Source organism: Pseudomonas sp. LPB0260 (assembly GCF_013388395.1).
Map to the genome: position 1 here is coordinate 4,654,463 of NZ_CP058247.1, position 13,394 is coordinate 4,667,856.

Annotated in this window: 11 protein-coding genes; all 11 read right to left on the minus strand. The window is 66.9% G+C overall.

Annotation, left to right across the window (positions count from 1 at the left end; translation table 11 throughout):
• Positions 1-6: 6 nt before the first annotated feature.
• Genes LPB260_RS20760 through LPB260_RS20810 form a run of 11 tightly spaced genes read right to left on the minus strand, consistent with a single transcriptional unit; the run spans position 7 to position 13,378 of the window.
• Complete coding sequence (locus LPB260_RS20760) at positions 7-741, minus strand: PP2C family serine/threonine-protein phosphatase (RefSeq protein ID WP_208707763.1); 735 nt, start codon at positions 739-741, stop codon at positions 7-9.
• Complete coding sequence (tssM, locus tag LPB260_RS20765) at positions 741-4,280, minus strand: type VI secretion system membrane subunit TssM (RefSeq protein WP_208707764.1); 3,540 nt, start codon at positions 4,278-4,280, stop codon at positions 741-743. The genes LPB260_RS20760 and tssM overlap by 1 nt, the downstream gene beginning before the upstream one ends.
• Positions 4,277-5,158: a type IVB secretion system protein IcmH/DotU gene (gene icmH / locus LPB260_RS20770; protein WP_208707765.1), complete on the minus strand. Its 882-nt coding sequence runs from the start codon at positions 5,156-5,158 to the stop codon at positions 4,277-4,279. Before icmH ends, tssM begins: the two co-directional genes overlap by 4 nt.
• Position 5,159: 1 nt before the next feature.
• A complete protein-coding gene (gene tssK / locus LPB260_RS20775; RefSeq protein WP_208707766.1) occupies positions 5,160-6,491 on the minus strand; it encodes a type VI secretion system baseplate subunit TssK in 1,332 nt (443 codons plus the stop codon).
• A 3-nt stretch (positions 6,492-6,494) separates the two neighbouring features.
• Positions 6,495-6,974, minus strand: a complete 480-nt coding sequence (gene tssJ / locus LPB260_RS20780) for a type VI secretion system lipoprotein TssJ (RefSeq protein ID WP_208707767.1) — start codon at positions 6,972-6,974, stop codon at positions 6,495-6,497.
• 5 nt (positions 6,975-6,979) lie between these two features.
• Complete coding sequence (gene tagH / locus LPB260_RS20785; protein WP_208707768.1) at positions 6,980-8,176, minus strand: type VI secretion system-associated FHA domain protein TagH; 1,197 nt, start codon at positions 8,174-8,176, stop codon at positions 6,980-6,982.
• 19 nt (positions 8,177-8,195) lie between these two features.
• Positions 8,196-8,330 carry a type VI secretion protein gene (locus tag LPB260_RS20790; protein WP_208707769.1) on the minus strand — a complete coding sequence of 45 codons (135 nt, stop codon included), beginning with the start codon at positions 8,328-8,330 and terminating at the stop codon, positions 8,196-8,198.
• A gap of 53 nt (positions 8,331-8,383) precedes the next feature.
• A complete protein-coding gene (locus tag LPB260_RS20795; protein ID WP_208707770.1) occupies positions 8,384-9,736 on the minus strand; it encodes a DUF2235 domain-containing protein in 1,353 nt (450 codons plus the stop codon).
• Positions 9,737-9,740: 4 nt separating this feature from the next.
• The gene (locus tag LPB260_RS20800) at positions 9,741-10,391 is read right to left on the minus strand and encodes a DUF2931 family protein (protein WP_208707771.1); all 651 of its coding nucleotides are present in this window, start codon (positions 10,389-10,391) and stop codon (positions 9,741-9,743) included.
• Positions 10,392-11,282 carry a DUF4123 domain-containing protein gene (locus LPB260_RS20805; RefSeq protein WP_208707772.1) on the minus strand — a complete coding sequence of 297 codons (891 nt, stop codon included), beginning with the start codon at positions 11,280-11,282 and terminating at the stop codon, positions 10,392-10,394.
• On the minus strand, positions 11,279-13,378 hold the full coding sequence (locus LPB260_RS20810; RefSeq protein WP_208707773.1) for a type VI secretion system tip protein VgrG: 2,100 nt from the start codon (positions 13,376-13,378) through the stop codon (positions 11,279-11,281). The genes LPB260_RS20805 and LPB260_RS20810 overlap by 4 nt, the downstream gene beginning before the upstream one ends.
• Positions 13,379-13,394: the final 16 nt, after the last annotated feature.

The window sequence follows — 13,394 nt, forward strand, 5'->3', positions numbered from 1 at the left end:
CGGTCCTCATTGGCGAATCACCACGGCGCTCAGGTTGTCCCGCGCCGGGCCGTCGAGGGCCTGTTGGAACAGCCGGTTCATCGCCAGTTGCGGCGAGGGCAGGTTGAGGGCGGCGCTCAGTTCGTCGACCGACAGGCCCTGGTACAGGCCGTCGCTGCACAGCAGGAAGGCATCGCCGGGCAGCACGTCCAGCTCGAGGATGTCCAGCTGCAACGTCTCGCTGGCGCCGATGGCGCGGGTCAGGGCATGGGCCGCCGGATGCCGCGCGGCTTCCTGGGGCGCCAGGCCCTGTTCGTCGATCAGCTGCTGGCGCAGCGAGTGGTCGCGGCTGAGCTGATACAGGCGGCCGCCGCGCCACAGGTAGCAGCGGCTGTCGCCGGCCCAGATGCAGGCGGCGCGTGCGCCCTCCACCAGCAGCGCGACCACGGTGCTGCCGATCACCGTGTCCGGGCGTTCGGCGGTGACCGTGAGGGCCTGGCTGAGGTGCCGGTTGAGCCCGTGCAGGCACTGGCGCAGCCGTCCCAGGCGCTGCTGCAGGCCGCCCTCGGCGGGCAGCTCGGCCAGCTGCTCGACGATCAGGCGGCTGGCCAGGGCGCCGTTCTGGTGGCCGCCCATGCCGTCGGCGACCGCCCACAGGCCCTGCTCCGGCAGGGCCAGGAAGGCGTCCTCGTTGCGCGCGCGGACCTTGCCGGTGTCGGTGCGCGCGGCGCTGCGCCAGGTGCTCACGGCGACTGCCGGCATCAGAGCGTCGCCGGCAGCTTGAAGCTGCGCAGCAGGCCGAGGTCGAAGGGGTTCGGCGAGCGCTGGCTGTGCAGCAGGTAGTTGGCGCGCAGGCCGCCGAGGTCGGCCTTGAGCATCAGCACGTCGCGGCCGCTGTGGTAGTCGACCTTCATCAGGTCGAGCAGGCGGAACAGCGACCAGGGCCCGGTGTTCTTCTCGATGCCCACGCGGCGCCCGCCGAGCTCCTCGACCACCAGGCTGGTGCGGCCCTCGTCGGCTTCGGCCGGCCAGTGGAAGGCGGTCTGCACGATCGGTCCGTGGCGGTACTCCAGTTGCTGGCTGCCGAAGCGGAAGTCGGCGCGGCTGAGGCTGGAGTCCAGCGAATAGGGCTCGAGCTTGAACAGCACCTTGGGTTCGTTCGGGTCCTCGGCGAAGAAGCTGCGGCGGATGGTCTGCGCGTGGCTCATCTGCAGCAGGAACTCGCGCGACAGCGGCAGGCCGCGGCCATCGACCTGGCGCAGGCGGTACTGGCCGGCGCTGCCGCTGACGAAGGGCTTGAGGTAGCCGTCGAAGAAGCGCTGGGCGATGCCCTGGCCCTTGAAGAACTCGCGGAAGTCGGCGATCGCCACCTCGCTCTCGCTGTGCGCGCTGAACGGGTAGCGCTGCTTCAGCGCGCCGTCGTAGGCGGCGTACAGCTCGCTCTGGTAGCGCTGGTTGAGGTAGTGGTAGGCGTCGCCCAGCACCAGCATCCAGCTGTCCTCGGCGAGCAAAGCGAGCCAGTTGCCGATCGGCTGGGGCAGCCGGGCGGCGCTGCCGCGCAGCTGGTTGATGGCGTCGCGGCGGCCGCTCATGCGTGCCTTGGCCAGCTCGAAGGCGGCCTGTTCCGGGGCGCTGGAGTGGGCCAGGCCGGCCAGTTGCAGCTGCAGGGCGTCGAGCGCCTGCAGGCTGCCGGCCAGTTCGGCGCCGGCACCGCCGTTGTCGTCGAGCAGGCGGTGCAGCGGCTCGAAGCGCCGTTCCAGGGTCTTGCGCGCGGTGTCCGGCAGGTTCTTGACCAGGGCGGCCTGGGCCTGCTGCGCCGCGGCGCTGGCCAGCTTGGCGGCCTTGCCCAGCTTGCCCTTGGCGCCCTGCAACGCCTCGGCGGCGGCGCCGGCGTCATCGGCGGCCTCGGCCAGGCCCTTGAAGCGGGTGTTGTCGCGCACCTCCACCAGCAGTTGCAGCAGCGGCGAGTTGGCGGCGGTCAGGCCGGCCAGCTGCAGGGCGCCCTGGTTGGCGCTGGCGATCGGCTCCAGGCTCAGCTGGGCCAGGGCCTCGCCCCAGTAGTTGGCGTAGTCGCGGAAGTACAGCTGCTCCATCTCCACCAGCAGGCGGCCGAGGTCGTTGCTGCTCAGGCTGTCGCCTTCGCCGAGTACCCAGTTGTCACGCAGGATGTCGCGCACCAGGTCGCCGCCCTGGGCGACGAACAGTTTCTGGTAGCCGGCCTGGGTGTAGAAGCCGGGGATGGCGTAGTCGCTGCCGACGAACAGTCCGGCCTGGGGGCCGAGCTTCTGGCTCAGGCGGTAGTCCGGCAGGCTGCGCGCCTGCTCGCGGAGCATGCGGTAGACCACCGCCGCCAGCGACTCGCTGCGCAGCACCTGGCGCGCCTGGGCCACCAGCGGTGCGTTCAGCGCGTAGGGCGCGAAGGGCTCGGCCAGCAGGCGCTCGAAGTGCTGGTTGAGGCCGCGCTGGGCGGCGCTGTTGCCGCTGTAGCGCAGCGACCAGTCGGCCGCCAGCCATTCCTGCAGGAAGGCCACGTCGCGACGCTCTTCCAGGTTGAGCATCAGGTAGGCGCGCAGGCTGTTGAGCAGACGCTCTCGATCACCGAGGTTGGCGCGGATCTGCGCCTCCAGCTGGCGCGCGACCCGTGGCAGCAGCAGGTTCTCCAGTTCGCCGCGGTAGGCGCGCTGCAGGGTCGGTGCGAGCGCCTCGCCCTGGTACAGGCCGCCGCGCTGCAGGTAGGACAGCTGGTCGACCGGCGGGAACACGCGGGTGGCGGCATAGCTGCTGTCCAGCGCCTCGAGGGTGCGCAGGGCGTCGTCCTGGGCGGCCACCGCATCATGCTGGCGGGTTAGCTGCTGGGCGATCTCGCGCAGCTGCTCCAGGCGCCCGTGGTTGCTCGAGAAGCCGCTCGCCCAGAGGGCGCCGAACAGCGCGAGCACGGCGAAGGCGCCGGCGTACATGGCGCGCTGGCCCCAGTCGATGCGCCGCACCTCCTTCTGGTCCAGGCCGGCCAGCTCGGCCTCGGGGAAGATCACCCGGTCGAGCAGCTGGTGGATGAAGCGCGCGCGGCCGCTGCGGAAGGTCGGCAGGGCGCTGCTGGCCAGGCCGAGGTTGCGGCCGATGCCGCTGGTGCTCGGGTCGAGCTGGTCGCCGAGCTGCGGGGCGCTGGTCAGGTAGAAGCCGCGCAACTGGCTGGCGCGCTGGTAGCGGTTGCCGCTGAAGGCCAGCTCGATGAACAGGCACAGGCGCTCGCCGATCTGCCCGAGCTGGTGCGGGAAGTCGAGGATACGGCCGCGGCGCTGGGTGTCGCGCTCTTGATGCATGCGCAGGATCACCTGGCTGTTGAGGCGACGCAATAGTTCCTCGAATTCCTGGCGCACCACGGTGACGTCGGTGGCGTCCTGTTCCTTGCGGAAGCTGGCGCCGAGCACCTGTTCGCTTTCCTCGCGCGACAGCTGGTCGAAGAACTCGTCGAAGCCCAGCACCTTGTCGGCCTTGCTCAGCACCAGGTAGACCGGCACGCTGGCGCCCAGGCGCTGGTGGATCTCGTGCAGGCGCTGGCGGGTCTGCCGCGCCAGGTTCTCCAGCTCGACTTCGCTGCCGCCCTGCAGCTGCTCGACCGGGATATTCACCAGCACGCCATTCAGTGGCCGCGCGCGGCGTTTGCGCAGCAGGCCGAGCAGGAAGTCCCAGGCGCGCCCGTCGACCAGCGGGTCGGGCTGGCTCAGGTAACGGCCGCAGGTGTCGATCAGCACCGCGTGGTCGGCGAAGTACCAGTCGGCGTAGCGGGTGCCGGACACATCCTTGGTCAGGCGCTGGTTGTCGCCGCGGTTGAGCGGGAAGTCCAGGCCGGAGAAGTCCAGCAGGCTGGTCTTGCCGCTGCCCTGGGGGCCGAGCAGCAGGTACCAGGGCAGCTCGTTGCGCCATTTCTCGCTGCGCCCGCGGTACAGGCTGGAGCGCTTGAGGGTGCGCAGGGCGTCATTGAAGCGGTTGCGCAGCTCGAGCTGCTCTTCGTCGATCAGGCCCTCGCGGCGCAGGCGCTCCTGGGCGTCGGCGTCGTCTTGCGCGGCCTTCTTGCGCGCCGTGGCCTTCCAGCTGGCGAAGACCATGGCCAGGCCCCACAGCAGGAACAGCGCGCTGATGCTCAGCAGGCGGCTGGTGGCGGGTTCCCAGAACTTGTAGTCGTCGACCGCCAGCAGCGGACCGACGAACCACACCAGCAGGGCCAGGAGCAGCACCAGGCACAGGCTCCAGACCCAGGTCTTGCGGAAAAATGCGGCTAACTTGCCGAAAAAGCTCTTCATTTCAGATCATCCATGAGTGCACCCGCGGACGGGTCGAGTTGCTCGTACGGCTGCAGAACGGTCGCGCGCTGCTCGCCCAGGACCCAGGCGAAACCGCCATAGATCACCCCGAGGCTGACCAGGGTCAGCAGCGCCACCAGCCACCAGGGGACGATGCGCACCAGGCGCCGGCGGGTGTCCTTGAGGCCCTGCCAGTGCGGCGAGATCTCCCGCGGCACGTCGCCGCGCATCTGGCGGATCTGCCGGTACAGGCTGTCGCGCACCGCCTCCAGCTCGAGCATGCCGCGTGGCAGCACGCGGTACTTGCCTTCGAAGCCGAGCGACAGGCACAGGTACATCAGCTCGAGCATCGGCAGGTGCTTGACCGGGTTGCGCGACAGGCGCTCGAGCAGTTGGAAGAACTTCTCGCCACCGAAGGTCTCGTTGTGGAAGGAGGACAGCAGGCTCATCTGCGACCATTCGCTCTCGTTGCCCCAGGGGGTGGTCACCACCGCCTCGTCGACCACGGTGCACAGCACGTAGCGCGCGGCCATCACCTGGCTGCTCTCGGCGCCGTCGTGCAGGGCGCGGTGCTCGAACAGCTTGATCGCGCCGGACAGGCGCTGGTGCAGGCTGTGCAGGTCCTCGCTGTCGAAGCTGTGCTTGAGCCGCACCACCTCCGAGAGCAGCGCGGAGGCCGCGGCCACCAGCGGGTTGAGGCTGATGTTGAAGCTCTCCGCCGGGCGCAGGCGCGCGGCGTAGATCATCCGCTCCTCCAGTTGCTCGAATTTCGGCGCCGCGGCGAAGTCGGTCAGCGGGCTGTGCGCCGGGGCGTCGCCCTGGCGGTTGAGGATGACGGTCTTGTCGTCCTGGCCGTATTCCATGTCCTTGGTCGTCATATCAGTTCCTGATCGCCCAGAATTTCAGCTCAAGCCCGGAGAACTCGCCGGACACGTGGAAGGCGAAGCCGCCGGAGCTTTCCAGCTGCGCCAGGTCCTCGGAGCCGAGCTCCAAGGCGAAGTAGGTCTTGCCGGAGTGGAAGGGAATCTGCCGTGGCGCCACCGGCAGCGGTTTGACCTTGATCCCCGGCAGGTGCAGGTTGACCAGCTGGCGGATGCGCTCCACCGGACCGATCTTCAGGTGCGCCGGCAGGCGCTGGCGCAGCTCCTCCGAATCGCACTGGGCGCTGGCGGCGAGGACGAAGGCGGAGGTGCCGAGCAGCTTGTGGTCGTGCAGCGGCGACACCTGGATGCCGTACTGGCGCTGCTGCAGCAGCAGCTCGATGGCATGCTGCTCCAGCACCATCGACAGCACCTGGCGGATCGCGTCCATCAGCTTGCGGAAGCTCAAGCCCTGGTCGCTGTGCTGGTAGCGGCTGTCCAGGCGCGGGCGCTTGGTCTCGCTGGAGAAGGTCGCGAGTTCGCCGAGCAGGCCCAGCAGCTCGCGGTAGATCTGTTCCGGGTGCACCTGCTCGATGCCCAGGTAGTGGCGCAGCACCGGTTCGAAGCGGTTGATCAGCTGCAGCATCATGAAGTCGCCGACCTCGGCGCCGCCGACCTTGCCGGTGGCGCGGATGCGCTCGGCGAGGATGTCGCCGCGGTGGCCGAGCATGCTGATCACCTCCTTGAGGCAGGACAGCAGGTAGCCGGAGGCCTGGAAATTGACGTAGGTGGGGATGAACTCCGGGTCGAGGCTGATGACCCCGTCCGGGGTGGTGTCCAGCACCTCGCACAGCTGCAGCTTGACGTAGGCCTGGTCGCTCTGCTGCTCGCCGAGCAGCAGGCGGAAGTCCGGACGGCCGCAGCTGACCTGGCTGGAGGCGCTGTCGCCGGCGTTGGAGTCGGCCACTTCCTCGTCGAAGGCGGTGTAGCGCGCCAGCACGTCCTGCTGCTCGGGGCGGCGGCTCTCGATATGGTTGCCGGTGACCAGCGGCAGGGCCAGGTACACCGGGGTATTGCCGGTATTCGGCGGCACGTCCAGGGCCAGCGGCTCGCGCTCGGCGCCGATGTCGAACAGGCTGCCATCGGGCAGCACGCCACTGGCCTTGCTCACCACCAGCTTGCCCATGTTGAGGAACTGGCGGTCGATCTCCAGCTCGAAGAAGCCCCAGGCGTAGCTGGCCAGCTTCTGCGTGCGGGTCTTGAGCTGGTGCTCGTAGTAACGGTCGCTCTGCTGGAAGTGCTGCGGGCGCAGCAGCATGCCTTCCTGCCAGACCACCTTGTGCATGGTCATGGCTCAGTCCTCGTCCTGGTTGTCGTCGAGCGCCTGGATGCCCTGGGCATCCAGGGTCAGGGCGATCTGGTTGCGCGCCTGCGCCTGCAGCGGGATGACGTAGCGCCAGCTGGTTTCCGGCAGGTCACGGTAGGCGGCGAGCACGCCGACGTAGCGGCTGCCGTCCTGTACGGAGAGCCTCAGACGGCGGGTTTCGCCCGGCCGCAACTCAAGCTCTTCCTGGGTCACCAGGTCCGGTGCCAGGGCCTTCTTCGGCCGCTGGTAGAGGGAGAAGAAGTCGGCGTTCTCGAAGGCCACCGGGTGCTTGAGCTCGATCAGGCGCAGGACGATGGGCGAGGGCCGGCCATTGAGGTCCGGGTTGAGCTGCTCGCTGCCGCTGAGCTCGAGGTCGAGCTTGGTCATCTTCGAGTAGGGCGACAGCGCCGAGCAGCCGGCCAGGGCCAGCAGGCTGGCGAGCAGGGCGAAAAGGGGTAAGCGGAACATGGGGATCATCCTTGAGCGTCGGTGTTGAGGGTGGCGATCAGGCGCACCTGTTCTTCGTAGGCCTGGGCGAAATCACGGGCGAACAGGCGTTCGCTCCAGTCGTCGTTCTGTTGCAGCGCGCCGTGCAGGCGCCGGTAGGCCCGCCAGCGGCTGCCGGCGGTGGCGATCAGCGGCTTGCGCCCCTCGCGCTCGAAACGCAGCGCCAGCTGCTCCGGCGACAGCTGCTCGAACAGGCCCTTGACCGCCGCGCGGCTGGCCGCCAGCAGCGCCACCTGGTGCGCCTGCAGGTCGCGGAAGCCGCGGTTGATCGCCTGTTCGGCCGGCAGCTGGCCGGCCTTGCCGCCACGCAGCAGGGCGCTTAGCGCCTCGCCGGCATCGCCGCTGTGCTTGAGCGGGTTGTTGCCGGCGCTCTGCACCGTGGTCAGGGCCAGGCGCATCTCGTTCTTCAGCTCGCTGCGGGTGCGCAGGCTCTGCTGCAGGCTGCCGACGCTCTGCTTGAGCAGCTTGGCGGCGTTCAGCGCCAGGGCTTCGCGGGCGTCGTCGTCGAGGTCGTCGAGGCGCACCCCCAGGGCCTCGCCGAACTTCTCCCAGAAGCTCGGCGGCAGGCGCTGCGGCTCGGGGGCGGGCTTGGGCTGCGGCGCCGGGGTGGGCATCACCAGTTCCGGCACCCGCAGGTTCTCCTCGTCGATCTGCGCGTAGTCGCGCTGCTGCACCGGCACCGAACGCGGGCGGATGATCGCGGTGAGGTCGTCGACCTCGGCGTACACCCGCTCCTGCTGCTCCAGGGCGGTGAGCGGGTCGAGGTCGAGGAAGGCATCGTCGGGGATGATGCTGCCGGCCGGCTGCGGCCGACCGATATCGCCCTCGAACAGCGCCGGGTCGCGGATCAGCCGCGCGCGGATCTCGAAGTCGCCGAGGCAGTACACGCTGCCATGCTCGACGCGCTGCGGCTCGCCCTTGCGCAGGCTGGCGCCGCTGTCCTTGAGCTGCACGCCGTTGCTGCTGGTGTCGGTCAGGTAGAAGGCGCCGTCGCGGTAGCTCACCTCGGCATGCCGCCCGGACAGCACACGCTTGCGATCGGGGATCACCCAGTCGCAGTCCTGCGCCCGGCCGATAATGCCGCCGGCCTGCTTAAAGGTTTTGGTGGTCATTAGACCTGGCACGAACTGCTGTGCACTGACCACATCGAAGACCAGTTCCATGGTGTTTTGCTCCTGGCGGTCAGTTGCCGCGAGTTTCGGCTTGCGGATCGCCCAGGGGGCGGTAGGCGTCGTCGCTGTACTTGTAGTTGCCGCTGCAGCCGGCCAGACACAGGGCCAGGGCGAGCAGGGCGGAGGAGTAGGTGCGGTGCAACATCGAAGGGGCTCCTTGCGGTTCGAATGGGGGCGGGGCGGATGGCAGGCGCGGCATCAGCTGGCCTTCTCCGGCAGGTTGGGGAAGATGCGCCGCGTGCCGGACTTTTCCGGGGTGTGCGGCAGCTGCTCGACACCCAGCGGGTAGCGGAAGGCCGAGGTGTGGATATAGGGCGGATCGAGCGCCTCGATCGCCGCCAAGGCACGGGCATGCCCCGCCGGGTCGAAGGACTGCTCGGCATAGGGCTTGAGGTCGTCGGGAATGCGATGCAGCTCGTTGTCAGGCAGTTCGTCGAAGGGAACCTGGCGCGACAGCGCCTCCCGATGCATGCGGTGCAGGCCCAAGTGCGCCAGTTGCGGGCGGGTATGGCGCTCTTCGACCAGGTAGACGGTGTTGCCGCGCACCTCGCACGTCCAGCCATTGGCGTCAGCCTTGGCGCGGGCATGGGCGATGACCGCATGCTTCTGCGCCCGCTCCTTGGGCTCGAAGCCGCTGAGGCTGTAGCGCTCGCGAACCACGCGCTCGATATTCGCCGGGTCGCGGGCGGGGTCGGCATAGCCGCCGCCGATATCCGAATGCACGCCCACGCCCGTCAGTTCGACGAAATGCGCGGGTGCCGAGGGGCCATTCTTCACCGAGGTCAGCGGGAACTTCTCGCGCACCTCCTGGCCGGCGACCAGGTGGTAGACGTACTGGGCGGACTCGGCCTTCAGGTTGAGGTTGAAGTTGCCCTCATCATCGTTGCCCGGCCAGTAGAAGGAGCCGACGCTGTCGTACAGGCCGACGAAGCGCACCCGGGCTCTGACCGTGCTGCGCGGGTACATATCCACCACGCGCCGCGTTGGACCTTTGCCGCTGCCCCGGTGTTGGCTATATGGCTTGCGAGCCATCAATAGATTGGGGTTGAGCTGGACGTCCCACAGCGAAACGGTTTCTTTCTTGCCGTTAAAATCAGGCAGGCCATGATTGATCATATTGACGAAATGGCGAGCCAGAGCGGCGCCTCGACTAAAGCCGAAGACATCGAAAACAATTTCGCCAGGGTGCTCCGGTATTTTTTCGATTAATTCGTGCAACTGCTTGCGGGCGCTATGCAGTCTTGCTTCACCACCTGTTGCACCCATCGCAAAAGCAAGGCCAACAACGCTATCGTCACCATCGTTAACCGTTCCGATGCCTTCAATATATATCCTGTATTGATGGTTGCTGGGGATTTCATCATAGATATCGGAGAGTTTTGCGATATTTGTCATAGCTCTGGTTGAGCTACCGCGGTCGTTGTCTTTGTTATTTCCAGTGCCGTCAAAGAATACGCCAATGACTATTTGCGGTATTTCGCAGCAAAGCGAGCCGTTATCTATCCCGGCAGAGATTTTTTTACTCGTTTCGTAGGCTTTTAGGATGTCCATAGTGTTATTGCTCGATCCCGGGTATTGGTTGTATTCTTCCTTTTTTTATTCTTTTTATAGTGCCCTTGAGGTATACCTTGGGATCGCCGGCTGTTTCCTCCCCAGTTCCATATCCAATAACGGTGACTTTTTCATTTCTCCCGCAAACGTATCTGTAGGAACAGGACGACTTTAGAGCCGATTTCATTTCACCCCTGGGGCCGAGAACGAATATTAATGCAGGTTCAGTAGTGTTCTCTCCAAAGGCTTTTGCGTGGGCCTTGATAAGGTCGGGCAGGTCAGGTGATAGCGCAATTTGCGCTGTGTAGTACTTCTGTGTCTGATACGAAAACCAATTCGCTTGTGCTGTCCTTGGAACTATGTTTTTGCCAGACAGTGCGATGCGCGTTCCGTCAAAGGTTTCCTCCAGTGTTTCTGGATTTTCCCAGCCGCCGGACAGGGCACCACCGCCAACTGGGCTGTGAAATACCTGGGCTCCGTTTCGGAGCGTAAGAGCCTGCCCATGGATCGGCGCGCTAGAACCTATCTGTATATTGTATTGAGCTTGGTCCACGTCACTTGCTGGGCTCTTGCTGGCGCATCCGGTATTCGAAATAAGCGAAAAGAGTGCAAGTAGCACGCCTGTCAATTTGAAGTTGATTCTCAATATGCTCATCTAGATTTGCTCTTTAAGGTCTGTTTGCACTGTCGGGGGGCAGGCCAGCAGTAGTTCGCTCAACGCGATATCTGGGGTTGATTGCTTACGCTCCAGTGCCGCTTGTATCTGAGGCTCCAACCAAAGTTGCTCACCTTGCTCGAGCGCCAGCACGGCGAGAAACAGCCGGTCCTGGCGGTCGCTGATGCCGTGCTGTTGCAGGCGCTTATCCAACTGCGCGGCCCACTGGTATTGATCCTGGGCTGTCCACTGCGCCAGGGGCTCGGGGTAGTGCTGGTGCAGTTGGCCGAGCAGGCGCGGAATCGCACTGGCGCGGGCCAGGGCCTGTTGCATGTCCGCGTCTATGGCGATTTCGGCGGGTGCCAAGGGCAGCGGCGCGGCGTCGCGGGCGGGGCCTTGCAGGTGGCAGTCGCGAGCCTCCAGCGGCAGCCAGGCGGCCCAAGCTTCGCCGGCGCGGATGGCCTGGGCGCGCCAGTAGGCGCAGGCAGGGTCTTGCAGGCCGGCCATCACCTGCGGGTCGTAGTAGCGCATCAGCGCCAGCTCGCCATCGGCCAGGCGAGCGTCGAGCAGATGGCGCAGGTGCTCGGCCAGTTCGGCCAGCGGGGCCGGGCTGGCGACCAGGATGCCCAGCGGGCGCTGTTCCAGTTGGGCCAGCAACTCCTGCCACGGTGCCGGTTCTCCATCCAGATGCAGCAGCCAGGGGCCCTGTTCGCTCAGTTCGGCGCGTGGGGTGTGCAGGAACAGGCTCTCCGCCTGCGGGTCGGGGTGCGCGGTCCAGATGTGCTGCAGCAGCTTGGCGTCCTGGGCGCCGTCGAGCAGGGCGTAGACCACCTGCTGTTCGTCAGCCGCGCGTTGCTGCCAGTCGGTCAGCCAGTCCTGAAACGACTTCATGACGCACTACCTGCCATTGCCTGGGCGCGCTTTTCCGCGCATTCCTTGCAGAAGGGCACGGCCTGCTCGGCGGCGGAGATCAGGCGCAGTGGGTTCAGGCTGGTGCGCTTCGGCGCGGGCGGCACGCTGTTGAGCAGGGCCTGCTGGGTGCGCTCGCCGGCCTTGTCCTGATCCGCCGCATTGGGGATGAGCGGCGGCTTGATCTTGATGCCCGAGCCTGTGCCCGGGCTGCCGCCGGAGTTCATCTTGATATTGGCGCCGCTCAGGGTGACGCCGCCGGGATCGAGCTTGAGGAAGCTGCCGCCGCCGGCCGCGGTGAGTTCCATGCCGGCGTCGATCACCACCTTGCTGCCGGCGTAGTAGTGGATCTCGCTGCCGGCCTCGACGTACTGGCCGCTGCCGACCTTCACGTGCTGCTTCTGGCCGACCGTCAGGTGGTCGTCGCTGCGGGCCTCGACCTTGCGGTCGAGGTGGGTGGTGCGGTGTTCCTCGGCCTTGAACTCGCTGTGGCTGTTGGCTTCGACGCTGTCGTGGCGCTGGTGGCCGACGCGGATCTTCTGGTCGTGCTCGATGTTCTCGTCCCAGTCGCGCTGGGCGTGGACGTAGATCTGCTCGGCGCCCTTGCGGTCCTCGATACGCAGCTCGTTATAGCCGCCACCGCCGGGAGAGCTGAGGGTCTTGAACAGGCTGCGGGTCTTGTTCGCCGGCAGGTCGTAGGGCACCACGTGTTCCTTGTGGTACAGGCAGCCGGTGACCAGCGGCTGGTCGGGGTCGCCTTCGAGGAAGGTCACCAGCACTTCCATGCCGACACGGGGGATGGCGATGCCGCCGTAGCGGTCGCCGGCCCAGCTGCTCGACACCCGTAGCCAGCAGCTGGTCTTGTCGTCGGCCTGGCCCTCGCGGTCCCAGTGGAACTGCACCTTGACCCGGCCGTACTGGTCGCAGTGGATCTCCTCGCCCGCAGGGCCGGTGACCACGGCGCTCTGGCTGCCCAGCACCTGGGGCTTGGGATGGCGCAGGGGCGGGCGGAAGGCCACGTCCCAGGGCGTGGCGCTGAAGCGGTTGCGGTAGCCCTGGGTAAAGCCGTCAGCGGATTCGACGTCGCTGGTCACCGACTCTTCCAGCACCTGGGGCTGCTTGCCCTCGTGCTCGATCTCGGTGAGCAGCCACAGCTGGTTCCAGTCCGCGCGCGGATGGCCGCTGAGGTCGAGGAAGTGGCCGCTGACCAGCAGCGGCTGGTCGCTTTCGCCCCGGGCCAGTTCGTAGTCATGGCGGTGGCGTTCCAGGGCGCGTCTGCTCAGGTGCTTGCCGCGCTCGCGCTCGACGAAACGACCGGGGTAGTCGTAGTCCTCCAGGTCCGGGCTGAACTCGCTGGTGAAGGCGGCCTCCATCAGCAGGCGCGGCTTCTCGAAGTCGTAGTCGCGGCGGCCGACCCGGCTGCTGCGGGTTTCCAGGCGCAGGCCGAAACGCTTGATCACCGGCTCGTCGGCCACCAGGCCGCTGTCCTGCTGGTAGGCGGTAGGCGCCAGCCGAGGGAACACCGTCTGGTCGTCGCCGAACACCAGCACATGGCCGTCGGCGCTGTGCTGGAAGTGGTAGTGGATGCCCTCTTCCTCGCACAGGCGCTGGATGAAGTGCAGGTCGCTCTCGTCGTACTGCACGCAGTACTCGCGCTCGGGATAGGCCGAGCCGAGCTGGAAGCGGTAGGCATTGGCCTGGATGCCGTGCTCCTCGAGCACCTGGCCGATGATCTTCGCGACCGGCAGGTGCTGGAAGATGCGCTGGTTGAGGCGGTGGGCCAGGTACGCCAGTTGCGGGCGCAGGCTGAGGTGGTAGCGGGTCAGACGCTGGCCGGAGTCGCCCTGGGCGACGCGGTAGACCAGCCCGTGAATGCCGCCGCCCGGCGCGAAGGCGAGGAAGGCCGGCTGGTGCAGCAGGCTTTCCAGGTCGAGATCGGGGCGCTCGCTGACCAGCTCCAGCTCGAACTCGAAGGGCTGGTTGAGCGCCTCGCGGCCGCTGAACGCGAGCACCTGCAGGTCGTGCTCGGCACCGCCGAGGTTGAGGCTGAAGTGGGTCTGGTTGGCTGCATTGAACATGCTCGTCTCCTTGAGC